Source organism: Aureimonas frigidaquae (assembly GCF_001463905.1).
Lineage (GTDB): Bacteria > Pseudomonadota > Alphaproteobacteria > Rhizobiales > Rhizobiaceae > Aureimonas > Aureimonas frigidaquae.
This window is the reverse complement of record NZ_BBWR01000008.1, coordinates 164,891-188,389: the sequence shown is the minus strand read 5'-3', so window position 1 is coordinate 188,389 and position 23,499 is coordinate 164,891. Positions and strand designations below refer to the sequence as shown.

Annotated in this window: 22 protein-coding genes and 1 tRNA gene; 16 read left to right on the top strand and 7 right to left on the bottom strand. The window is 66.0% G+C overall.

The window, feature by feature from the left end; genetic code table 11:
• Positions 1-54: 54 nt before the first annotated feature.
• The 4 genes from AUL30_RS09100 (at position 55) to AUL30_RS09085 (ending at position 3,449) form a co-directional block, all read left to right on the top strand.
• A complete protein-coding gene (locus AUL30_RS09100; RefSeq protein ID WP_062227549.1) occupies positions 55-1,059 on the top strand; it encodes an alpha/beta hydrolase in 1,005 nt (334 codons plus the stop codon).
• A gap of 25 nt (positions 1,060-1,084) precedes the next feature.
• Positions 1,085-1,438, top strand: a complete 354-nt coding sequence (locus AUL30_RS09095; protein WP_062227735.1) for a DUF952 domain-containing protein — start codon at positions 1,085-1,087, stop codon at positions 1,436-1,438.
• Positions 1,435-2,538: a quinone-dependent dihydroorotate dehydrogenase gene (locus tag AUL30_RS09090; protein ID WP_062227548.1), complete on the top strand. Its 1,104-nt coding sequence runs from the start codon at positions 1,435-1,437 to the stop codon at positions 2,536-2,538. The genes AUL30_RS09095 and AUL30_RS09090 overlap by 4 nt, the downstream gene beginning before the upstream one ends.
• A gap of 74 nt (positions 2,539-2,612) precedes the next feature.
• Positions 2,613-3,449 carry a histone deacetylase family protein gene (locus AUL30_RS09085; RefSeq protein WP_157070012.1) on the top strand — a complete coding sequence of 279 codons (837 nt, stop codon included), beginning with the start codon at positions 2,613-2,615 and terminating at the stop codon, positions 3,447-3,449.
• 13 nt (positions 3,450-3,462) lie between these two features.
• On the opposite strand, the gene AUL30_RS09080 is transcribed toward AUL30_RS09085, so the two are convergent.
• The 3 genes from AUL30_RS09080 to AUL30_RS09070 form a co-directional block, all read right to left on the bottom strand.
• Complete coding sequence (locus tag AUL30_RS09080; protein ID WP_062227546.1) at positions 3,463-4,308, bottom strand: DMT family transporter; 846 nt, start codon at positions 4,306-4,308, stop codon at positions 3,463-3,465.
• Between the two features lies 1 nt (position 4,309).
• Entirely contained in the window at positions 4,310-4,579 is a 270-nt protein-coding gene (locus tag AUL30_RS09075; protein ID WP_062227545.1) for a DUF6460 domain-containing protein, read from the bottom strand.
• A 126-nt stretch (positions 4,580-4,705) separates the two neighbouring features.
• Entirely contained in the window at positions 4,706-6,343 is a 1,638-nt protein-coding gene (locus AUL30_RS09070) for a cisplatin damage response ATP-dependent DNA ligase (RefSeq protein ID WP_062227544.1), read from the bottom strand.
• A gap of 223 nt (positions 6,344-6,566) precedes the next feature.
• On the opposite strand from AUL30_RS09070, the gene AUL30_RS09065 reads away from it, so the two are divergent.
• The 10 genes from AUL30_RS09065 to hydA all read left to right on the top strand — a co-directional run bounded on the left by AUL30_RS09065 (position 6,567) and on the right by hydA (position 17,225).
• The gene (locus AUL30_RS09065; protein WP_062227543.1) at positions 6,567-7,268 is read left to right on the top strand and encodes a GntR family transcriptional regulator; all 702 of its coding nucleotides are present in this window, start codon (positions 6,567-6,569) and stop codon (positions 7,266-7,268) included.
• Positions 7,269-7,379: 111 nt separating this feature from the next.
• A complete protein-coding gene (locus AUL30_RS09060; protein WP_062227542.1) occupies positions 7,380-8,297 on the top strand; it encodes an allantoinase PuuE in 918 nt (305 codons plus the stop codon).
• Positions 8,290-8,826: an ureidoglycolate lyase gene (locus tag AUL30_RS09055; RefSeq protein ID WP_192843041.1), complete on the top strand. Its 537-nt coding sequence runs from the start codon at positions 8,290-8,292 to the stop codon at positions 8,824-8,826. The genes AUL30_RS09060 and AUL30_RS09055 overlap by 8 nt, the downstream gene beginning before the upstream one ends.
• Before the next feature lie 6 nt (positions 8,827-8,832).
• Entirely contained in the window at positions 8,833-10,419 is a 1,587-nt protein-coding gene (locus AUL30_RS09050) for an ABC transporter substrate-binding protein (protein WP_062227540.1), read from the top strand.
• 127 nt (positions 10,420-10,546) lie between these two features.
• Positions 10,547-11,560 carry an ABC transporter permease gene (locus tag AUL30_RS09045; RefSeq protein WP_244490766.1) on the top strand — a complete coding sequence of 338 codons (1,014 nt, stop codon included), beginning with the start codon at positions 10,547-10,549 and terminating at the stop codon, positions 11,558-11,560.
• A complete protein-coding gene (locus tag AUL30_RS09040) occupies positions 11,557-12,444 on the top strand; it encodes an ABC transporter permease (protein ID WP_083507792.1) in 888 nt (295 codons plus the stop codon). Before AUL30_RS09045 ends, AUL30_RS09040 begins: the two co-directional genes overlap by 4 nt.
• Positions 12,441-14,105 carry an ATP-binding cassette domain-containing protein gene (locus tag AUL30_RS09035; protein ID WP_062227538.1) on the top strand — a complete coding sequence of 555 codons (1,665 nt, stop codon included), beginning with the start codon at positions 12,441-12,443 and terminating at the stop codon, positions 14,103-14,105. The genes AUL30_RS09040 and AUL30_RS09035 overlap by 4 nt, the downstream gene beginning before the upstream one ends.
• Positions 14,102-15,022 (top strand): NAD-dependent epimerase/dehydratase family protein, encoded by a 921-nt coding sequence (locus AUL30_RS09030; protein ID WP_062227537.1) that lies wholly within the window; start codon positions 14,102-14,104, stop codon positions 15,020-15,022. The genes AUL30_RS09035 and AUL30_RS09030 overlap by 4 nt, the downstream gene beginning before the upstream one ends.
• A gap of 22 nt (positions 15,023-15,044) precedes the next feature.
• The gene (locus tag AUL30_RS09025) at positions 15,045-15,800 is read left to right on the top strand and encodes an SDR family NAD(P)-dependent oxidoreductase (RefSeq protein ID WP_062227734.1); all 756 of its coding nucleotides are present in this window, start codon (positions 15,045-15,047) and stop codon (positions 15,798-15,800) included.
• Positions 15,801-15,818: 18 nt separating this feature from the next.
• Complete coding sequence (gene hydA / locus AUL30_RS09020) at positions 15,819-17,225, top strand: dihydropyrimidinase (RefSeq protein ID WP_062227536.1); 1,407 nt, start codon at positions 15,819-15,821, stop codon at positions 17,223-17,225.
• A 31-nt stretch (positions 17,226-17,256) separates the two neighbouring features.
• On the opposite strand, the gene AUL30_RS09015 is transcribed toward hydA, so the two are convergent.
• Both AUL30_RS09015 and AUL30_RS19920 read right to left on the bottom strand, forming a co-directional pair.
• Positions 17,257-18,078 (bottom strand): exonuclease domain-containing protein, encoded by an 822-nt coding sequence (locus tag AUL30_RS09015; RefSeq protein WP_062227535.1) that lies wholly within the window; start codon positions 18,076-18,078, stop codon positions 17,257-17,259.
• A 45-nt stretch (positions 18,079-18,123) separates the two neighbouring features.
• Entirely contained in the window at positions 18,124-19,131 is a 1,008-nt protein-coding gene (locus AUL30_RS19920; protein ID WP_192843040.1) for a hypothetical protein, read from the bottom strand.
• Between the two features lie 211 nt (positions 19,132-19,342).
• Between AUL30_RS19920 and AUL30_RS09005 the strand changes: the two genes are divergently transcribed.
• A complete protein-coding gene (locus AUL30_RS09005; RefSeq protein ID WP_062227533.1) occupies positions 19,343-20,314 on the top strand; it encodes an NAD(P)H-dependent flavin oxidoreductase in 972 nt (323 codons plus the stop codon).
• A 78-nt stretch (positions 20,315-20,392) separates the two neighbouring features.
• Positions 20,393-20,468, top strand: a tRNA-Thr gene (locus AUL30_RS09000).
• Positions 20,469-20,904: 436 nt separating this feature from the next.
• Here AUL30_RS09000 and AUL30_RS08990 read toward each other — a convergent pair.
• Entirely contained in the window at positions 20,905-21,933 is a 1,029-nt protein-coding gene (locus tag AUL30_RS08990; protein ID WP_062227531.1) for an ABC transporter permease subunit, read from the bottom strand.
• A complete protein-coding gene (locus AUL30_RS08985) occupies positions 21,930-23,480 on the bottom strand; it encodes a sugar ABC transporter ATP-binding protein (RefSeq protein ID WP_157070010.1) in 1,551 nt (516 codons plus the stop codon). Before AUL30_RS08985 ends, AUL30_RS08990 begins: the two co-directional genes overlap by 4 nt.
• Positions 23,481-23,499 lie beyond the last annotated feature (19 nt).

Below are 23,499 nucleotides of genomic sequence, written 5' to 3'. Positions count from 1 at the left end.
GTGCGCGAGTTCAGGTAGAACGGCGGGACTCTGGCGTAAGCTGCATGAGGACACATGGCGGGCCATTCCATCGTCATCGATCGGGCAATGTTCGACGATGCGCTCATCTCCGACGAACTGGCGGAGCTGAATTCTTCCATCATCTCCTTCCAGAAGACCCGCCCAGGGCCCTGGGATTTTCCGGAAGAGGTGGTCCGCCAGGCGCGGCGCGAGGGCAAGGGCGTCTTCCCACCCTACCGCGCGGACGAGAATGCGCGGCTGATCGTGCTGCGCGGGCGCGACGGCCACGAAATTCCGGCACGGATGATCGTCCCCACGGGGCGCCCGGCGCGTGGAACCTACCTGCATCTGCATGGCGGCGGCTGGGTCTTTGGCGAGGCGATCGAACATGATGGCGCGCTGCGCCAGCTGGCGGAGGCGACGGGCCTCGTCACCCTGGCCATCGACTACCGGCTTGCGCCCGAACATCCCTTCCCGGCAGCGCCGCAGGATTGCGAGGACGTGGCGCTCGCCCTTGCGGCCGGCGCGATCGACGGCGCACCCACCGGCTTCCTTGCCATCGGCGGCGAGTCGGCGGGCGCGCATCTGGCCGTCCTGACGCTGATTTCCTTGCGCGACGGGCATGGCATGACGCCCTTCCGCGCGGCCAATCTGAATGCCGGCTGCTATGATCTGTCTCTTACGCCCAGCGTGCGCAACGCGGGCGAAGAACGCCTCGTTCTCAATACGGACGACGTGAAGGAATTTGTCATGCGCTTCGTGCCGGAAGACCGCCCCTTGCGCGATCCGGCCGTATCGCCCCTCTATGCCGATCTTTCCGGGCTGCCGCCCGCGCTCTTCACCATCGGGACGAAGGACCTGCTCCTCGACGACACGCTGTTCATGGCATCGCGCTGGACGGCGGCCGGAAACATCGCCGACCTGTCGGTCTGGACCGGCGCCTGCCATGTCTTCCAGGCCTTCGAGCGCAAGGCGGGTGAGACCTCCCGCCGGGAGATGGCCCGCTTCCTGTCCCGCGCCGCCGACACGGCGCTTGCCGCCACGGGCGAGCCCCGTTGACGCCCCCCATGATCGCGGACGCATGATGACCCGAGACGACACCATCTACAAATTGCTGCCGGCCGCTCTGTGGCAGAAGGCGGTCGATGCCGGCCAACTCGATGGTGCGCCGGTGGACCTCCAGGACGGCTTCATCCACTTCTCGACCGCCACGCAGCTGCGTGAGACGGCCGACAAGCATTTCGCCGGCCAGGCCGATCTCATCCTCCTTGCGGTGGATGCGCGCGCGCTCGGCTCCGAGCTGCGTTGGGAACCCTCCCGGGGCGGCGCGCTTTTCCCTCATCTGTATGGTCCCCTGCCGCTTGCGGCCGTGCTCGATGCGCGCCCGGTCGAAACGCTGCAGGACGGCCGCCATGTCTTTCCGGAGACTGTCCGATGAGCGTCGCCTATCGCTGGGCAAAGCCCCTTCTGTTCAAGCTGGATCCGGAACGCGCCCATACGCTGTCCATCCGCGCCTTGCAGTCGGGACTGGTGCCGAGGGTAGAAGCGCCGTCCGATCCACGCCTGCGCGTGAGCCTGGCGGGTCTGGATTTTCCCAATCCTCTGGGGCTCGCTGCCGGCTATGACAAGAACGCCGCCGTGCCCGATGCATTGCTGCGCCTGGGCTTCGGCTTCGTGGAGGTCGGGACGGTCACCCCCGTCCCCCAGGAGGGCAATCCCAAGCCCCGCATCTTCCGCCTGCCGGAAGCGGGCGCGATCATCAATCGCCTCGGCTTCAACAATGAAGGCCATGCGGATGTGGCCGCCCGGCTGAAGAAGCGGGTCCGCAAGGCGGGGATCGTCGGCGTCAATATTGGCGCGAACAAGGATGCGACCGACCGGATCGCCGACTATGTGGCCGGCATCCACTGTTTCGCGCCGCTCGCCAGCTACCTGACCATCAACATTTCGTCGCCGAATACGCCGGGCCTGCGCAACCTGCAGAAGGGCGGCGAACTGTCCGAGCTTCTGGACGCGGCTTCCGCCGCACGGGACGGCGCCGCGGCGCTGGCGGCAGTCCCGCCCTGCCCGATCTTCCTGAAGGTTGCGCCCGATCTCGACCTTGCGGAGATCGGCGCCATCGCCGACGCGGCAAGGAAGTATCGGCTCGACGGGCTGATCGTCTCCAACACGACCGTCTCGCGCTACGGGATCGAAGGGCGTGCCCATGCGCTGGAAGCGGGCGGCCTGTCCGGCCGACCGCTGATCGGGCGGTCCAGTTTCGTGCTGGCGGCCTTCCGCAAGGCGCTCGGGCCCGATTATCCGCTCATCGGCGTCGGCGGGGTGGAAAGCGCCCGTACGGCGCTGGCCAAGATGGAGGCCGGGGCCGATCTGGTTCAGCTCTATACCTCTCTCGTCTATGCCGGGCCGCGCCTGCCGCTGCGCATCCTGAACGGGCTCATGCATTATCTCGACAAATCGGGCGCGCCGAACCTGAAGCGCATTCGCGATACGCGCATCGACGAGATCCTGCAGCGCGGCCCGCCGCCCGCGCAATAGGCCTGCCCGCCACGCCCCCGCTCGTTCACCACCCGGCCTATGATGCCCGGTTCGAACCCGGCCATCGCTTTCCCATGTCGAAATTCTCGCGCATCGCAGAGATTCTGGCAGAGGACGGCATCGTCGGGCCGGCCGGCTTCCACCCGGCCGTACCGGCGTCCGAAAGCTGGCTCGAGCGGGCGCATGATCCGGCCTATGTCCAACGCATCCTGACGGGCACTGCCACGCGGGCCGAGGAGAAGGCCATCGGCTTTGCGGTGGATGCCCGCGTGACGCAGCGATCCCTTCATGCGACCGGTGGCACGGTGGTGGCCGCCCGGCTCGCGCTGGAACATGGCCTTGCCTGCAACACGGCCGGCGGCAGCCATCATGCCGGCCCGCATGGCGGCGCGGGCTTCTCCGTCTTCAACGATGTCGCCGTGGCGGCCGCCACGCTGATCGCCGATGGTGATGTGCAGCGCTGCCTCGTCTTCGATTGCGATGTGCACCAGGGCGACGGGACGGCGCGTATCTTTGCGCAGGACCCGGCGGTCTACACGCTGTCCATCCACTGCGCCCGCAATTACCCGACCGACAAGGCCACGTCCGACCGGGACGTCGCCCTGCCCGACGGGGTCGTGGATGCAGCCTATCTTGCGCTGCTGCCGGCCCTGTTGACGCAGTCGTTTGCGGCCGCCGCCCCCGACATCGTCTTCTACAATGCCGGGGTGGACCCGCATATGGACGACCGGCTGGGCCGCCTGTCCTTGAGCGATGGCGGGCTTGCCGAGCGTGACCGGCGGGTCATCGGCTTCTTCCGGGAGCGTGGCATCCCGGTGGTGGGCGTGATCGGCGGCGGCTACAGCCGCGATATCGACGCTCTCGCCCGCCGCCACACCATCCTGCACCGCGTTGCGACGGAGTTCCGCTAGGGCCTGGAGGGACCTACCGCGAAACGCGCAGCAGGAGCACGCCGAGCAGGGTGACGAAGGAGGAGCAGATCCGCCGCCAGTCCATGCGCTCGCGCAGGACCAGCGTCCCGATCAGCACGGCGAAGACGATCGAAATTTCGCGCAAGGCCGACACCATGGCGATGGGCGCCTGCGAAAAGGCCCAGGTCACGAGCGCATAGGCGATGAAGGAGACCGGCCCACCCAGATAGAGCGTGCGGCCGGGATGGCGGATGGTGGCCGCCAGCGCCTTGGGCTGGCGCACCGCGATGACGATGGCCAGGAGCGCGGCATTCAACGTTGCCGATGCGCCATAGAAGGAGAAGCTGTTGCCGGCCAGCCGTGCGCCGACCCCGTCATTGAGCGAATAGGTGGCGATGATGACGCTCGTCGCAAGCGCCCAGAACAGGCCCGCCCCGGTCAGGCTGCGGCCGCCGCGCCCGGCAAAGACGAGGCTCATGACCCCGCAGGCGATCAGAAGCACAGAGCCGCTCTGCAGCGGCGAGAGCACTTCCCCGATCAGCACCGCGCCGGCCACCGCCGTGATGACGGGCGCCGCGCCGCGCGCAATGGGATAGACCTGCGTGAAGTCCGCGACGCGATAGGCGTTGAGAAGGCAGATGTAATAGAAGGTGTGGATCAAGGCGGAACTGACCACGTAGGGCCAGCTTTCCGCGGCCGGCAGGCCGAACCACAAGATGGCCGCGAGGCCGAGCGGCACGCCGCCCAGTGCCACGCCGAAGGCTCCGGCATATTTGTCGGACTGCGTCTTCAGCATGGCGTTCCAGGTCGCATGCAGCAGCGCCGCGCAGAGCACTGCCGCAAAGACGAGCGGTGTCATGTCAACGCTTTCCCATCTTGGCAAAGCGCGAGATCAGGAAGATCGGCACCACGATGACGGCGCCCAGCAGGAAGTAATCGAAGGCCCGGTTGAGCGAACCGAAGACCGAGAACCAGAGATAGCGGACGAAATCCACGACCCAATCGACCAGTTCCATCGGCCGCAGGTCCAGCCAACTCATCAGGATGCCGACCAGAAGGGAGATGATCGCCAGCTTGACGATGACCGCCAGCGGCGAGCCGCCGAGGAAATTGGAAACGGAACCCGACATCGGCAACCTCTCAGGGCGGGGCAGGCTTTTCCGGCCGGTGCCGGCAGCCCATCATAGCGCAGCGGACGGCCGTGGCCATCCTCGTGCCCCGCAGTTAGGCGCCCCGTGCGGCGCTGGCAAGGCGGATCAGTCGAGCATGGCGATCAACGTATCGATGCGGTCGGCTTCGAAGGCCGGCTTGTCCCAGCGCAGGCGCGACACGCGCGGAAAGCGCATCGCCACGCCCGAACGGTGCCGCGGGGAGCGCTGCAGCCCCTCGAAGGCGACTTCGATCACCAGCCCGTGGCCCGGCTCGGCCCGCACCGCGCGCACCGGGCCGAAGCGCTCGGTCGTATTGTCGCGCACATATTTGTCGAGCTGCTTCAGCTCCGCATCGGTGAAGCCGAAATAGGCCTTGCCGACGGGGACGAGCTCGGGCGCATCGTCCGGACCGCTCCAGACGCCGAACGTGTAGTCGGAATAGAAGCTGGACCGCTTGCCATGGCCGCGCTGCGCATACATCAGCACCGCGTCGATGACATGCGGATCCCGCTTCCACTTGAACCAGGGCCCTTTCGGCCGCCCGGCCAGATAGGGCGAATCGACCCGTTTGAGCATCACCCCCTCGATGACCGGATGGGGCGGCGCCATGCGCAGCTTCTCCAATGCGTCGAGATCGGCATAGGCCACGTTGGGCGACAGGTCGAAGCGCGTCGGATCGAGCCGTTCCATGAAGGCCTTCAGCCGCGCGCGCCGCTCGGCATAGGGCAGCGCGCGCAAATCCGTAGCGCCGTCCTGCAGAAGGTCGTAGGCGCGCACGAAGACTGGGTGCTTCTTCATCACCGCCGCGCTGACCGCCTTGCGGTTCAAACGCTGCTGCAGGTCCGAGAAGGTCCCGGCGACAATGCCGGCCGCGCCCTCGCCGCGTGCCGCAAGGCCGGGTGCGGCAGCCCGCGCGACGAGCAGTTCCCCGTCGATCGCGCCCTCATAGTCCATCGCATCGATCAGATCGGGAAAGGCTGCGGAAATATCGTCCCCCGTGCGGGAATAGAGCCGACGGCTGCCGCCATCGCTCGTCGCCTGGACGCGGATCCCGTCCCATTTCCATTCGGCGGCATAGAGTTCGGGATCGATCCGGGGATAATCCGGCGCCTCCAGCGCATGCGACAGCATGACCGGGCGGAACGGCGCCAGCGCCGCCGAGACGGGCTTGTCGGCGCGCCCCTCCAGCCAGGCGAAGAGCCCGGCATAGGGTGGCCGCAACCCGTGCCACAGCTCCTCGATCTCGGTCACGTCCCGGCTGCCGAAATCGGCCAGCGCCTGCTTGGCGAGCCGGGCCGAAACGCCGATGCGCATCGACCCCGTCACGAGTTTCAGAAGAGCGTAGCGGCCGGTGGAATCCAGCCGGTCCAGCCATCCCTCCACCAGGCGTGGCCCCTCGCGCCGGCTGGCCGTCTCCAGCGCCGCCACGATGCCGGACAGGGTCAGGGCCTCGTCTCCCGCATCCACATCCGGACCCGGCCAGACGAGCGCGATCGTCTCTGCAAGGTCCCCGACATAATCGTAGGAGTAGCCGAACAGGACCTCGTCCATCCGCTCCGTCATGAGCGCCCGCAGCATGGCCGGCTTGACGCTGGAAATATCGAGCTCCCCCGTCAGCGCCGCCAGCGCGTAACCGCGCTCGGGGTCCGGCTGGCGCCGGAAATGATCCACCAGAAGCCGCAACTTGCCGTTCCGGCTCGGCGTCAGGAGCAGACGATCCAGAAGTTCGGCAAATTCTTCCATGCGCGCTGCGCCCTTCCCTGCCCGGCTGTCCCTTTTCGGGAAACTAGGGCCGGGACGGCCGGAGCGGTAGGCTGCCTGCACGCGCCAGCGCCACCATTCCGCTGATCCGCATTTTTCAACACGCAGGAACGATCATGGATACTCTACCGATCCGCGAATGACTTCTTTATGTCTTGGAGGGTGGCAGACGCGACCACCAAAACCGCCCCGCATTGGATGACGCATGGACGACGAGCAGACAGAGCCCAGGCTGAGAGGGAAACACCCGATCGAGGATCTGATCTACGACCGGTTGGTCGACGCCATCATCGACAAGCACCTCCGGGCCGGGGAGCATGTCAACGAGGTCAAGCTGGCGGAAGCCTACGACGTGCCCCGCTCCAGGGTGCGGCGCGTCCTGGAGCGCCTGCGCGACGAGGATGTCGTGGTGTTCGAGCTGAACCGTGGCGCCTTCATCAGCCGTCCGACGGTGGAGGAAGCACGCCATGTCTATGAGGCGCGCCGCGAACTGGAACTGATCACCGTCCGGCTGGCCTGCGAAAGGGCCGGCCCGGCCGACCTCGACCGCCTGCGCGCCCATCTTCGCGTCGAGCGCGATGCCTTCGATAAGCACGATCCCGGCGTCAATCGAATCGCCGGCGAGTTCCACTACCTGATCGCATCGATCGCCGGAAATCCCGTCATCGAGAAGATGCTGGCCGTGCTGATACGGCGCGGCGTGCTCATCCAGTCCGTCTATGAGCGCAAAGGCGGCATCTTGTGCCTAACGCATGAGCATGAACGCATGGTGGAGCATATTGCGGAGCGCCGCCCGCAGGATGCGATGGACGAGATGCTCCATCATTTCGAGCATATTCTGGCGAGCCTCGACCTGTCGGAAACCCGCCGCCTGGAAGCCGATATCTACGAATTTCTGCGCGACTGACCCTCCGCCCCGGGTCGACTGGCCGCAGTAAAACGCGGTTTGGCACGCGCCTTGCAACTCCCTCAGATATTGCACGCAATCATGCTGGCAATAGTGGAACGGGTTGTTGCAATGGGAAGTTCGACACTGCACCGGGACCTGATCGGCTACGGATCCGCGCGTCCGGGCGGGCGGTGGCCGAACGGCTCGCGGCTCGCGATCAATGTCGTCGTCAATTACGAGGAAGGGTCCGAACGGTCCTTCGCCATGGGGGATCCCGACCAGGAAGCGATGACGGAATGGGGAAGCTACCCCTTTCCCAAGGACATCCGGAACCTGGCGATGGAGTCGATGTACGAATACGGCTCACGCGTGGGCATCTGGCGTATCCTCGACGCCCTGAGGGGATCGAACATCCCGTCCACCTTCTTCGCCTGCGCGGTCGCCTTCGAACAGAACCCGGAGGTCGCCCGGACCGTGGTGGCCGACGGCCATGAGGTCTGCAGCCACGGTTACCGATGGGAGGAAGTCTTCCGCCTGACCGAGGAGGAGGAGCGCGAGCATATCGCGCTGGCCGTCCAGTCCTTCGAGAAGACCTGTGGACGGCGTCCGGTGGGTTGGTATTGCCGGTACGGGCCGAGCGTGCGCACCCGCCGGCTGATCACCGAGGAAGGCGGCTTCCTTTACGATTCCGATGCCTATAACGACGACGTGCCGTATTTCGTCGAAGCGGCCGGGCAGCGCCGTCTCGTGGTGCCCTATACCTGCGACGTCAACGACATCCGCTTCTGGAACGCACCCGGCCTCGTGCAGGCGGACGATTTCTACCTGTACATGAAGGAGACCTTCGAGGTCCTCTATGCCGAGGCCGCGACCGGCCCGCGGATGATGTCGATCGGCCTGCACCCGCGCATGATCGGCCGCCCGGGACGCATCCGGTCGCTGAAGCGCTTCTTCGACTTTGCCGGCCACTATGCCGACGTCTGGTTCGCAACGCGCGAGGATATCGCCCGGGCCTGGCTGGAACGCGAGGATGGCGGCGATGCATGAGATCGTCGCGGCCCCGATCAGCGCCCATGCCTTCGAACCTTTCGGAGACGTGCTTCTGGAGGATGCAGGCTCGCTGACGCCCTGGAACGGTCGATCGAGTGCCGAGGGCGTCCTCGAAAAGCTGGCGGCCGCCCGGCCGGCTCATGATGGGCGCCACGTCCTCACCCTCCTCGAGCGCCACGTCCATTCGACGCAGGCTTTCTTCCCTCTCGATCCCGAACCCTATCTCGTCGTCACCGCGCCCGATGGGCCGGAGGGTGGCCCGGATCTGCAAGGCCTCGTCGCCTTCGTCGCCCCGGCGGGGGCGGTGATCCAGTACCGCCCCGGCGTCTGGCACGCACCCATGACGACACTGGGGCGCAGCGGCCGCTTCGCGATGCACGTCTTCAAGGACGGCTCCGATGCCGATTGCGAGTTCCTGCCAATTCCTCCGGCCGCGGTGCGGCTGGAGGCTGCCCAGCGCGCACATGTCCCGCATCCCGAATCCGGACCGGCGCCGACCTTTCCCACCACACTCATCAAGGAGTGACTGTCGATGCGCATGAAAACATGGTCATCCACTTTGTCCGCCATGGCGCTCTGCCTGGTGGCGGCAACGTCCCCCGCACTGGCCCAGACGGCGAGCGAAACGCTCATCGTGGCGGGTCCCCGGACACCGGAGTCTCTCGACCAGGAATATCCGCCGACCGAAGCGGGCCACGAGGCGCGCCGCAACATCTTCGAGCGGCTTCTCATCTACGGCATGAAGGCCGACGAAAGCGGTGCGCAGGTCGAGGACTTCTCCAAGATCGAAGGCGCGCTTGCAGAAACCTACGAATTGTCGCCCGATAACAAGTCGATCACCTTCCACCTGCGCAAGGGCGTGAAGAGCGCCGCCGGCAACGAGATGACCGCAGACGACGTCATGTGGACGTTCGAGCGCGGCTGGAACATGAAGGCGACGTTCCACTGGTACATGACGCAGATCCTGAAGATCGAGAGCTTCGACTCCTTCCAGAAGGTCGACGATTACACGGTCAAGGTGACGATCCCAAAGCCGTCGCTGCTCCTGGCACGTCTGTGGATCAACAACGATCTCGGCATCATCGACTCCGCCGAGGCCAAGAAGCACATCACGCCCGAGGATCCCTGGGCGGCGCGCTTCCTGTCGACCGACAGCGCCTCCTTCGCGCCCTATCACATCGCCAAATTCTCTCCCGGGCAGGAGGTGATCTACGAATCCAACCCCAACTACTATCGGGGCGAAGCCAAGCTGAAGAAGATCATCTTCCGCGAGATGCCGACCTCGTCCAACCGCGTCGCCGCGCTCCAGGCCGGATCGATCGACGTGGCCGAGTGGCTGACCCCGCGTGAGATTTCGCTGGTCGAGAAACTGCCGACGGTGAAGGTCTGGAAGGTCTTCGGCAACTACACGCACCGCCTGGAAATGAACAATTCCATGGCGCCCTTCGACAAGGTGGAGGTGCGTCAGGCACTGAACTACCTGGTGCCGCGGCCCGAGATCGAGCAGAGCGTGTACATGAACACGGCGCGCCCGACCAAGAGCCCCGTGTCGGAAATCTACCCCGCCTACAGCGAGGCGGCCTTCGCCTATGACGACAATCTCGACAAGGCCAAGGAACTGCTGGCGAAGGCCGGCTATCCCGACGGCTTCAAGACCGAACTCGGCTATCGCACAGGCGAGCCCCTGGAAGAGCAGATGGCGGTGGTGCTGAAGACATCCTTCGCACGGGCCGGCGTGGAGCTCGAACTGGTGAAGCTGCCGGCATCGAGCCTGGTGGAGCGCTACTCCAAGGGCACCATGCCCATGTTCTTCATCCGCGACATGGCGATCGTTCCGGATGCGGCCTACGTCGCCAACCTGTTCATCAACAGTCAGTCGATGGTGAACTTCTCGAAGTACAAGAACACGGAAGTCGATGGGCTCATCAACAACGCGCTCACTTCGACCGACGAGGCCGCCCGCGAGGCCGACATGAAGAAGGTGCAGGACATCGTCGTCCAGGAAGCGCCCTGGGTCTTCCTGTTCAATCCGGGTTACCAGCTTGCCGTCAGCAGCAAGGTGAAGGGCTTCTCCTGGTACACGCCCAACAGCAACAACTGGTACGACTTCAGCAAGTAAGCTGGAGCCCGATCCCAAGCTAGGCCCGGCCGGGAGCCCTTCCCGGCCAGCTTCCCTGCCAACCCGCAGACGCTCACGATCGCGGAGATCCCCGATGTTCATCGCAGCCCGCAAAGGGTGGCAAATCTTGCCGCGCAGCCTTCAGATCGTCCTGGCACGGCTGGCGCTGGTGATACCCCAGATGTTCGGCGTCCTGTTCGTCACCTTCTTCCTGATCCGCCTTCTGCCCGGCGATCCGGCCGTGCTTCTGCTCGGCAACATGGCGACGCCCGAGGCCGTGGCGCAGCTGCGCGACAGGCTGGGCCTGAACGACAGCATCTGGACGCAGTTCGTCACCTATTGCGGCAATGTCCTCAACGGCGATCTCGGCATTTCCATCTTCACCTCCAATCCGGTGACGGTCGATCTGATGGAGCGCGCGCCCGCCACGCTGGAACTGATCTTCTACGCCATGATCCTGACCGTCCTCATCGGCGTGACGGTCGCCATCATCTCCGTCGTGCGCGCCGGCGGCCCGGTCGACATCGCATCCCGCGTCTACGGGCTGGCGGCCGGCGCCATTCCCGATTTCTGGATCGGCCTGATCCTGGTCTACGTGTTCTTCACCATGCTGGGCTGGGCAGCGCCGCCCTTCGGGCGCATCGACGCGCTCCTGAGCGCACCACCCTACGTGACCGGCTTCTACACGATCGACGCCCTGCTGGCCGGCGACATGGAGGCCCTGCGATCGGCGGCCGGCCGGCTGGTGCTGCCGGTCATCACCATCGCCATGGTCAATGCCGGCGCCTTGATGAAGATGACGCAGAGCATCTTTGCCGGCGTGTGGCGCAGCGATTTCGTGCGGCATGCGCGCGCCTGCGGCGTGCCCGAACGGGTGATCGTGCGCGCGGCGCTGCGCAACAGCCTGCCGCCCATCATCACCATCGTCGGCTTCCTGGTCGGCTTCCTGCTGGGCGCCGCCGTCCTGGTGGAGACCATCTTTTCATGGGGCGGCCTCGGCCAATATGCCGTGCAGGCCGTGATGAGCAGCGACTACCCGGCCTTGCAGGGCTTCATCCTCGTCGCCGCGGCCTTCATCCTCATCGTCTACCTCGTCGTCGACATTCTCTACGAACTCGCAGATCCGAGGATCAAGGTATGAACATCGTTCCCGTGCCGCTCCGGCGACCGGCGGCAATCGTCGGCCTTTCGCTGCTCTTTCTGCAGATCGTGGCGATCCTCTTCGCCCCGGCCTTGAGCCCTTACGACCCCGTGCAGGCAGATCCCCTCGCCTCGCTCATGCCGCCATCGCCCGAACACTGGTTCGGGACCGACATCAACGGCATGGATGTCCTGTCGCGGATCATCTACGCCACGCGGATCAACCTTCTGATCAGCGTCTCCTCCGTCCTCCTGGCCTTCGTCATCGGCGTGCCGCTCGGCCTGCTGATCGGCTATTACCGAGGCCTTCCCTCGAACCTCGCCATGCGCCTCTTCGACTTCATCCAGGCCTTCCCGATCTTCGTTCTGGGCATGGCGCTGGTTTCGGTCATGGGGCAGGAAATCTGGAATGTGGCGATCGTGCTTGCCATCCTGTTCATTCCGATCTTCGCCCGCCTGATCCGCGCCGAGATCCTGTCGCTGCGTGAACGCCCCTTCGTGGCAGCGGCGCGTTGCAGCGGTGCCACCGATCTCGACATCATGTTCCGGCATCTCCTGCCGAACGCGTTGATGCCGGCCATGGTGCAGGTCTCCATCTCGATCGGCATGGCGATCCTTCTGACCGCCGGTCTGTCCTTCATCGGCGCCGGCGTTCGCATGCCGGTGCCCGAATGGGGCCTGATGGTTTCGTCCGGCGCGCAGCAGATGATCCTGGGCGTGTGGTGGGTCTCTCTTTTTCCGGGGCTTGCCATCGTCATCGCCGTCCTCTGCTTCGCGCTTCTGGGCGATGTCGTGCGCGACCTGCTCGACCCGACCAAGGCCGCCCGCACCGGCGGCGATCCGGCGCTGCTGCCCCTGGACCTGCCGATGGGAGATGGCCGATGACCACGCCCGCCCTGCACAAGGAGCCGGCGCTCCTGAAGATCGAGGGCCTCAACGTCGCGGGCCTGTCCGATGCGGGCGAGCGGCCGATCCTGCGGGATTTGGATTTCGAGCTGCGCCGCAACGAAATCCTCGGCATCGTGGGCGAAACAGGAGCCGGCAAGTCGATCCTCGCCCGGGCCATGATCGATCTTCTGCCCCCGGGCGTTCGCCGCACGAGCGGCGAAGTCTTCCTGCGGGGACGGCCGATCAGCCAGCTCACCGATCGTGAACGCCGCGCCATGCGCGGCGGCGACATCGCCCTGATCGGCACCAACGCCAAGGCGCTGCTGGACCCGGTCGAGATGGTCGGCAAGCAGGTCGTCCGGGTGCTGCGCAGCCACCGCCGCATGTCGCGGGGGGAAGCATGGCAACGTGCGGTGGAACTTCTGGCCAGCGTCGGGATCGTCGATCCCGAGCAGCGTGCCCGGGCCTATCCGCACGAGCTTTCGGGCGGCATGGCGCAGCGGGTCGTCATCGCCATGGCGCTGATCACGGAACCGAAGATCGTCCTTGCCGACGACGCCACGCTCGGCCTCGACGCGACGGTGTCGGTCCAGGTCCTCGACATGCTGGTCGACCGCGCCCGCACGCTCGGCGTCTCCGTCGTGCTCATCACCCACGATCTCGGCATCATCGCGCATTATTGCGACCGCGTCGCCATCATGCGCCAGGGCCGCATCGAAGAGATGGACAAGACGGCCGCCTTCCTGGCCGGCCCGCAGACGAGCTACAGCCGCGAACTCCTGGAGGCGGCGAAAGCCCGTCCGGTCCCGGCGCTGCGGCGGACCGGCAGCCAGGACGCGCCGCTCCTGGCGGTCCGCAACCTCACCAAGCTGTTTGCCGGCAGCAGGCCGGGCGAGATCGTCCGCGCAGTCGATGATGTCTCCTTCGACATCGCCCGTGGCCAGACGCTCGCGCTCGTGGGGGAAAGCGGCTCGGGCAAGACGACGATCGGCCAGTGCCTGGTGCGGCTGATCGAGAGCACATCGGGGCAGATCCTCTTCGACGGAGAGGATGTCACCAAGGTTCCGGAAGGCTCCTTCCGCAAGCTACGCCGGCGCGTGCAGATGGTGTTCCAGGAGCCCTATGTCGCCCTGAACCCGCGCTGGCGGGTGCGCCACCTCGTCGACGAGCCGCTGCGCATGCTGGAGCGCATGCCCTCTGCCGAACGGCTGAAACGCGTGCACCGCGTGCTCGAACTGGTGAACCTGCCGAGCCGCTATGCCGAGCTGTTCCCCCATGAGTTGACGGCGGGGGAGCAGAAGCGCGTCGGCATGGCACGGGCGCTCGTGACCGAGCCGGATTTCGTCATCTTCGACGAGCCGACGACCGCGCTGGACATCCGCGTCCGCGCCCAGATCATCGATCTCGTTCGGGACCTGCAGTCGCGCATGGGCCTGTCGGCCCTTTTCATCACGCACGACCTGAATTCGGTTCGCTCGCTCGCGCATGATGTCGCGGTGATGAACCGGGGGCGCATCGTGGAGACGGGGTCCATCGACGACGTGTTCCGCCAGCCGCAGGATCCCTACACGCGCAAGCTCCTGTCTGCGGAACTGGCCGTCGAGCATGAGGCAGCGGCCCACGGGGTCGCTGTATCCAGGGTGGAGGTCACAGGATGAGCGACGCAACCATACTCGTAACCGGCGCTTCCGGCCTGATCGGCCAGCGCCTCCTGGCCCGGCTCTTGGCGGATGGCCGCGCGGCGCTCGGCATCGACATATCCCGCAAGGCCGGGCATGTGCCGGTGGAGATCGCGGATGTGGCGGACATCCACCGCCTGCACGCGCTGGCGTCCAGGGCTGGGGTGACGTCCGTCATTCATTGCGGCGCCGTCTCCGGCCCGATGGTGCTGATCGACAATCCCTACGGCATCGTGCAGGCGAATGTCGTCGGCACGGCAAACATGCTCGAACTCGCGCGCATCCGGGGCATGCGGCGCTTCGTCTTCTGTTCCTCGACAAGCGCCTACGGGCCGACGCCCGAGCCGGGGCCGGGTGCCTCGGCCATCCTCGAAGACGCGCCGCTGCGCCCCTCCAGCGTCTACGGCGCCACGAAAGTGGCCGGCGAACAGCTTTTGGCAGGGTACCGCAAGCAGCACGCGCTCGACGCCGTGGCGATCCGCCTGTCCTGGGTCTACGGCCCCGGCCGCACGACGGACTGCGTCATCCGCACGATGATCGAGGATGCCCTGGCCGGCCGGCCGACGCAGCTGCCCTATGGCGGCTCCTTCCCCCGGCAGTTCATCCATGTGGACGATGCCGTGGACGCGCTCATCGCAGCCCATGATGCGCCCGCCTGCCCGCGCAGCGTCTACAACGCCACCGGGGGCAGCTTCCTGACGATCGACGCCATCGCCGGCCTGGTCGAAAAGCAATTTACGCAGGCGCGGATCGAGGTGCCCGAAGGCCCCGACCCGCTCGACGATTACCAGCACCGCTTCGACATCACCGCCATCGCGCAGGACCTCGGCTTCGTTCCGTCCCGCACGCTGGACGAGGGTATCGCCGCCTATGCGGACTGGCTCGCGCACCGCTGACACGATGACAATGGAGACGAGCATGCAACAATTCGATCTGACCGGGCGCACCGCCCTTGTGACCGGCGGCAGCCGCGGTATCGGCGGCGCCATCGTCGAACTCTTCGCCGCCCAGGGCGCGAAGGTCGGCTATTGCCAGTATGGCGACGATGCGAATGCGGCCGACCTGGCAGCGCGCATGGCTCAGAAGGGAACGCCGGTCTTCCACACCATATGCGACGTTTCCAGCCCGGCCGATGTGGAGGCCTTGGCAGAATGGAGTGCCGAAGCGCTCGGTCATGTCGACATTCTCGTCAACTGCGCGGGCATCGGCGGCGACCTTCCGTTCGAGGATATCTCGCTTCAGGACTTCGACGCCGTCATGGGCGTCAATCTGCGCGGGACCTTCATGGTCACGCAGAAATTCTATCCGGCAATGGCGGCGCGCGGCTGGGGCCGGATCATCAACTTCGCATCGCAGCTCGCTTACAAGGGTGCGCCGGGCCTGACCCATTATTGCGCGGCCAAGGCCGGAATCGTCGGCCTGACACGCTCGCTCGCCTATGAAGCGGCCCCGAAGGGCGTCACCGTCAATGCCATCGCCCCCGGCCCTGTCGAAACCCATATCCTGATGGGCCTCAGCGACGAATGGCGCGCGATGAAGAAGGCGCAACTGCCGATCGGCCGCTTCGGGCGCGTCGACGAGATCGCGCCGACCGCGCTTCTTCTTGCCTCGGAGGCCGGGTCCTTCTTCATCGGCCAGTCCCTGTCGCCCAACGGCGGCGACGTCCTTCTCTAGCCCGCACGGAAGTTCTTCATGTTCGATATGGTCATCCGCAACGGAACGGTCGCCACGGCGTCCGATGTCTTCAAGGCGGACGTCGCCATCCGCGACGGACGCATCGTCCAGGTGGGCGAAGCGCTGGGTGAGGCGGCCAAGGTCATCGACGCGGCCGGCCGGCTGGTCCTGCCGGGTGGCATCGACAGCCATGTCCATCTGGCGCAGCCTTCCGGCGACGGCATCGTCATGGCCGACGGCTTCGAGAGCGGGACGCTGTCGGCGCTATTCGGCGGCAACACGACGGTCATGCCCTTCTGCCTGCAGGAAAAGGGCAGCTCCCTGCGTGAGGCGCTGACGCAGTATCATGCCCTTGCGGAGGGCAATTGCTACACCGACGTCTCCTTCCACCTCATCGTCTCGGACCCGACACCTGCCGTGCTGGGGCAGGAACTCCCTGCCCTCGTCGCGGACGGCTACTCCTCCTTCAAGGTCTTCATGACCTATGAGGGGCTGCGGCTGAACGATGCGCAGATCCTGGAAACCATGGATGTCGCGCGCCGCACCGGCGCGCTCGTCATGGTCCATTGCGAGAACGAGGATGCAATCCGCTACCTGATCGGCCGCCACGAAGAGGCCGGGACCGTCGCGCCCAAAGCCCACGCCACGACGCGCCCCGTCGTCGTGGAGCGGGAGGCGACCCATCGTGCCCTGTCGCTCGCCGAGGTGGTGGATGTGCCGGTGGTCATCGTCCACGTGTCCAACGGCGCGGCCATCGAGGAAATCCGCGCGGCACGCGCGCGGGGCCTGAAGGTGATCGGCGAGACATGCCCGCAATATCTGACGCTGACGGCGGACGATCTCGACGGAATGGATTGGGAGGGCGCCAAGTTCGTCTGCTCGCCACCACCCCGCACGGTGGAGGAGCAGGCCAATTGCTGGCGCGGCCTGGAAACGGGGTTGTTCGACCTCTACTCCTCGGACCATTGCCCCTTCCGCTACGAAGATGACAAGGGCAAGCTGAACCCGAAGGGGCGCTTGAGCTTCCGGCACATTCCGAACGGGATTCCGGGCGTCGAGACGCGTCTGCCGATCCTGTTTTCGGAAGGGGTGATGACGGGCCGGATCGACCTGCCCCGCTTCGTCGCGCTGATCGCCACGAACCACGCGCGGGTCTATGGCCTGGAGAAGAAGGGTTCGATCACCGTCGGCAAGGATGCCGACATCGCCATATGGGACCCGAACGAGACGCGCACCATCCGCCATGCGGAGCTTCACGACGGGGCGGATTACACCCCCTACGAAGGCCTCGAGATCAAAGGCTGGCCGACGACCGTCATCTTGGGCGGCAAATGCATGGTAGAGGACGGCCAACTTGTGGGCGCCAAGGGCGATGGGCGCTATCGCAGCCGCACGGCGCCGTCCATGCCGACCCACGCCCGGTAGGCGCGCAACGCGGCGCTGCCGGCCAATCCGGTCACAGCGCCGCGACCACCGGGCCCCGCGTCATGCGGGCGATCATCTCGGCCCGGCGGCGCTTCAGGTGATAGCGGGCGGTAAAGGCGACATCGGCATCCATGTTGGGCTGGCCGGTAACCCATTCCAGGTAATCGGTCGGCACCTCACCCAGGCGGCTACCCTTGTGCTTGCCGAAACGGAACTTCGCCAACAAGGCAGGCTCGGTCGACACGCGCTCGGCCCGCTCCAGGAAATCCGCGCCATCCTGGCAGCGGGGGCCGAGCTCGCCCGCGATGCGGCGCAGGAGCACGGCCGTGCAGAGCGCGTCATAGAGGGCGCGGTGCGGGTGCAGGCCTTCTAGCTGGCCGCTCACCTCCGTCAGGTCGAGCGGCAGATACTTCACCAGCGACTGGAGCCCGTGGGACCGCACCGCCGGAAAGGCCCGCAAGGCGAGCTTGTAGGTGCAAAGCCAGCGGCCGGTGAAGCGCAGGCGGTCACGATCGAAGCTGGCGCGCTGGGCAGCATAGGTCCCGATGCCTTGCGTGAAGGCGGGAGCGGCATCGGCAAAGCGCGGCGCGCCGGCCAGCATCTCGTCGGTGATCCGGTGCACCCGCCGCGCATGTTCGTTGATCGGAATGCCGGCCGGATCGACGAAGCTCTGCATGGGGTTGAAGATCCGCCCCGTCGACAGATCGAGATCGACCGAGCCGATCTCGATCACCGCATCGTCCTGAGCACGCGGCTGGCCGGCCGTCTCGGTATCGATCACCCGGACGATCATGTCGGGCGCGGCGGCAAAGAGCGACAGGGTTTGGGGAACGGGCGGGAAAAGATCATCCATTGCGCCGCACAGAATGATCCTCCGTGCGGCGCAATTCAAGCAGAATCAACCGCCTACGACGAGGGCCTGGAAGAAGGTCGGATCCTCCGCCTCGAAGCCGCGCTGCTCGGACGAGAAAAGATAGAGCCGCTTGCCGCGCTGTGTCGCCATGCCGACCATATTGCCGAAATTGGCATTGCCGGCATTGGTGGGGTTGGCGGCGTCATAGGCGCGCTCCTCCTGCTCGGCCAGGTAGTTGCGGCCGATAAAGGCGGAGAAGCCGTCCGACAGCGGGCGGATTTCCGCGCGCAGGCGCTCCCCGGTCGTCTTTTCGACCAGCAATGCGCCGCCTTCGAGCTGCGCCACGGTGCAGGTGTGGCGGCCGACAAGCTTCGCGCCCTCGTTGAGGAAGCCGTAATAGTAAACCGAGCAGGGCTGCTTGCCCGTCACCGCGGTGCTGCCGGGCGCCGTCAGCTCGTCCGACGGCGTGCCGGCGACGAGCTCGCTGAAGGACAGGGCGACATCGCGGACGGCATCCACATCGGCAACGCCGGAGGGCTCGGGCTTTTCCAGAATGGTCTGCGCGATCACCTGCGGCAGGCCGGTCACCTTGCGCTGGTCTGCCGGATCGAGCAGCGAGAGCGTCGCCTCGCACTCCTCGCTGCACTGGCCGCCGAAAGGCGCGGCGCGGCCGGCGCCGGTGCCCCGATCGCCGGCGGCAAGGCGCGCTTCCGTCCCGCGGCCGGGCGCGACGCTCGTCGCCAGATCGAGCGGGCCGGACAGTTGCACCGCCTTGGACTGCTTGTCATAGACGCACAGGACCGAGCGCACATTGGTCGTGTCCTTCTCCATGCCCGTCATCAGGGCCATGCCGTAGGATTCCGACCCGAAGGGATCGACCACGATGGCGGGGGATTCCAGCGTCTGCGCGCCCTGCGCCAGGCACTTGTCCTGAACGTCTGCGCGGAACGCGTCCCAGGCCTCGTCACTGGCCGCAAAAGCACCCTGCGCGCCGAAGAGCAAGCCGCATGTCACGGCCGAGCCCATACCCATTCCACGGAAAACCGAAGCCAAGCCCATCTTTCCCCCAATCTGTCGCCCATGCGGGTCGGTGCATGCTGAACATGCCTGCCATGTCGCCCCTGTGGCCCCCCTTTGCAACCCTGTCGCGGGCGGCCAGTTCCCGATCTCGATGCCATGACGGCATGGCAATGTCTTGACCTTCACGCCCGATAACGGCTTCTGTAGGTGCCAGCTTACGTTAACGTCAATCATAGGACCGACGATGCCGCTGCCGACCATCATGAAGGATCGCGTCCGTCTTCCCGCGATCGCCGCGCCGCTTTTCATTCTGTCCAATCCCAAGCTGGTCCTGGCGCAGGTGACGAGCGGAATGGTCGGTGCCTTCCCGGCCCTGAACGCCCGCCCCCCTGAATTGCTGGATGCCTGGCTCGACGAGTTGGCGGCGGGAATCGCGGCGCATGACGCGGCCCATCCGGACCGGCCGGCGGCCCCTTATGCGGTGAACCAGATCGTCCACCGGTCCAACACGCGGCTCGACAAGGATCTGGTGTGCTGCGTCCGGCACAGGGTGCCCATCGTCATCACCTCGCTCGGCGCGGTGGAGGAGGTGAACGCCGCGGTGCATTCCTATGGCGGCATCGTGCTGCACGATGTCATCAACGACCGCTTTGCGCACAAGGCCATCGAAAAAGGCGCCGACGGGCTGATCGCCGTGGCTGCCGGTGCGGGCGGCCATGCCGGCGCACTGTCCCCCTTCGCGCTCGTCCAGGAGATCCGGCGCTGGTTCCACGGTCCGCTTTTCCTGTCGGGCGCCATCGCCACGGGCCGGGCCATCCTGGCCGCCGAGGCCATGGGCGCCGACGGCGCCTATATCGGCTCCCCCTTCATCGCCACGCCGGAAGCCAACGCCTCGGACGCCTACCGCCAGGCCATCGTGGACGGGCATGCGGAGGATATCGTCAGCTCGAACTATTTCACCGGCGTCTCGGGCAACTATCTGCGCGCCTCCATCCTCGCCGCCGGCCTGGACCCGGACGCCCTGCCACAGGCCGACAAGACCAAGATGGACTTCGGCGCGGCCGCCGGTGACAAGGCCAAGGCCTGGAAGGACATATGGGGCGCCGGCCAGGGCATCGGCGCGGTGGACGCCATCGTCCCCGCAGCCCAGCGCGTTGAGCGCCTGATCCAGGAATACACAGAGGCCCGCGCAAGCCTGTGTTCGAGCCGCGGATAAAAAACGCCTTTCGATGAAATCCGGCTTGTACAAACCGGCAGGAGCTTGTATCAGGGCGCCGTTCCCGCAAGGAATAAAGCCGCTTTAGCTCAGTTGGTAGAGCACATCATTCGTAATGATGGGGTCGCGTGTTCGAGTCACGCAAGCGGCACCACAAAACCAGGAATTGAGCTGGTTTTGTGCGCTTCCGGCGAACAGCTCCCGCACGAATTGAGCCAGACCGAGCCGCGCTTCTGCTGGACACAGCCGAACCGCTTTGTGACTGTTCGCCTCTGCGCCGCGCAGCCATCGAGAAGCCATGAGAGCCGTCGGGGACGGCGAAGCTGTGATCCGGCTGGACATGGCTGCATCCGACGCGCAAGAGGCGCAGATTGCCCGGTCTGTCGAAGACATTCGCATGGTGCTGAAGGCCGTCGATCAGGGCGGCTACAGCCGAGGTCCGTATGAAGGACCGAGCCGGTTGCCAGCGCTATGCAGTTGACGTCGCTTGCCATCATGCGGGACGCCGCCAGCACCGCGCTCTTGCACCTTCATCCTGGCCCGCAGAGCCGGCCAGGATGTTTCGTGTCGCCCGTGCTGCGCTCCGCGTATCAACCGCCGTTGGTGCGGCTCAGGCGGTAGCGGTCGAGGGAGACGGCGCAGATGATGACGAGCCCCTTCACGATGTATTGCCAGACATCGGAGACGCCGACCAGGATGAGCCCGTTGGACAGGACGGCGATGATCAAGGCGCCGATGAGGGTTCCCCAGATGGTGCCGACGCCGCCCACGAAGCTCGTGCCGCCCAGGATCACCGCCGCGATGGCGTCGAGTTCGTAGGACTGGCCGAGTTGCAGGCCGTTGGCGGCCAGGAGGCGGGTGGTCGACATGACCCCGCCCAGGGCGGCCAGGAGGCCCGAGGTGCAGTAGACGAAGAGCAGCACCACCCAGACCTTGATGCCCGCCAGCTTGGCGGCCGCCTCGTTGCCGCCCACCGCATAGATGCGCACGCCGAGGACCGTGAAGCGCAGGATAATCCAGGAGATGAGGATGACCGAGAAGGCGATCACGGTCAGCCAGGAAATGCGGAAGAAAGCATCGCCGCTCAGCCAGGCATAGGAAAGATCGGGGTTGAAGACGGTCTTGTCGTCGCCGATGACGCGGGCCAGCCCGCGTACGGCCGTCAGGGAGCCGAGGGTGACGATGAAGGGTGGCAGCTTGGCGAAGGCGACCAGCGCGCCGTTGATACCGCCGAGGACGAGCCCGAAGGCCAGCGCGGCGGGTACGCCGAGATAGGCCATATCGGGGTTGAGGGAGACCATCACGGCCACGACGGCCGATGCCGCCAGGATCGAGCCGACGGACAGATCGATGCCGCCGGTCAGGATGACGAAGGTCATGCCCGCAGCCAGCACGGTGTTGATCGACACCTGCTGCAGGACGATGGACAGGTTCTGCACGCTGAGGAACCGCCCCGTCGACCAGGCGTCGACGAGGTTCCCCGACTGCACGTAGCCGCTCATGATCTGGAAGGCGATGCCGATCAGAATCAGGATCGGCAGCATGCCGAGCGCCTGGAAGGACGCGCGCAGCGCCTTGCCACGCTTGGCCACAGGCTGATCGTTGGTGATGATCGTCATGGTGTATCCTCTTGCAGGGTGCCGCGCCCCGTCGATCCCGTCGCGATCGAGATGATGGCCTCGGAGGTGATGTCATCGCCGCGAACCTCGCCCTCGATGCGGCCATCCCGCATGACGACGACGCGGTCGCTGATACCGACCAGTTCGGGAAGATCGCTGGAGATGACGAGAATGCCGACACCGCTTTCCGCCAGCGCCTCGATCATTTCGTAGATCTGGGACTTGGCGCCGATATCGACGCCGCGGGTCGGCTCGTCCAGGATGATGAGCTTGGGTTTGGTCTGGAGAAGGCGCGCCAGGAGCACCTTCTGCTGGTTGCCGCCCGACAGCGTGCCGACCTTCACCTGCCGGTGCGCCAAAGCGATGCTCATATCGGCAATGGCCTTGTCGGTCCGCGCCCGGGCCTTCTGCGCATTCAAAAAGCCGAACGGCCGGCTGTCGAGCCCGATCGCCACGGTGTTCACGTTGGAAGACGCGCTCATGTCGAGGAAAAGCCCGTCATGCTTGCGGTCTTCGGTCAGGTAGACGATGCCCGCCCGGATGGCGTCGAGCGGCGAGGCGATGGCGACGTCCCTGCCCTCGATCGCAAGCGTGCCACCGACACGTCGCTCCATGCCGTAGATCAGCCTGGCAAGTTCGGTGCGTCCGGCACCCACGATGCCGCCGAGGCCGAGCACCTCCCCACGGCGCAGCTCGAAGGATACGCCCCGCACCTTTGCCCCGTCGCGCAGGTCGTTGACGGACAAGAGGACCGAACCGGCATGGCGCTCCAGCGCACGATCCTTCTGGTAGAAGCTCGTCAGATCCCGGCCGACCATCATGCGCACAAGGCGCTCCTCGGTCAGTTCGGAGCGAAGAATCGATCCGATGTATCGCCCGTCCCGCAACACGGTGACGCGATCGGCCAGCGCATAGACTTCATCCATGCGGTGGCTGATATAGATGATGGCGAGCCCCTCGGACCGCAGGCGGTTGACGACCGCAAAGAGGCGCTCGCTCTCACGCGCCGACAGTGATGTGGTGGGCTCGTCCATGACGAGGATCCGGCAATCCGCCAGAAGGGCGCGGGCAATCTCGACCTGCTGGCGCTGCGCGAGCGACAGCGTGCTGACCTTGTCCGTCGGCTGAAAGTCCACGCCCAGCTTGTCGAGGACCGACCGGCAGGCCGAAATGCCCGCCTTGCGGTCCAGGAACCCATGGCGGGACCGCTCGCGACCGAGCAGCATGTTGTCGGCGACCGTCAGGTTCGGCGCGAGGGCGAGCTCCTGGTAGATGATGGAGATGCCGATGGCCTGCGAATCCGCCGGCCCACGGATCGCCACCTCCCGCCCCTCCACCTCGATCGTGCCGGAGGAGCATTGATGCGCGCCGGACAGGACCTTCATCAGGGTGGACTTGCCGGCTCCGTTTTCGCCCATCAGGGCATGCACCTCGCCGGGATAGATGTCGAGATCGACGCCCGCGAGCGCGACCGCCTGGCCGAACGTCTTGCGGATCCCGCGCATCCGGAGAAGCGGCGAGGCTGTTTGCGGGGTCTCAGATCGCATCGCTGACGGCATGGCGTCC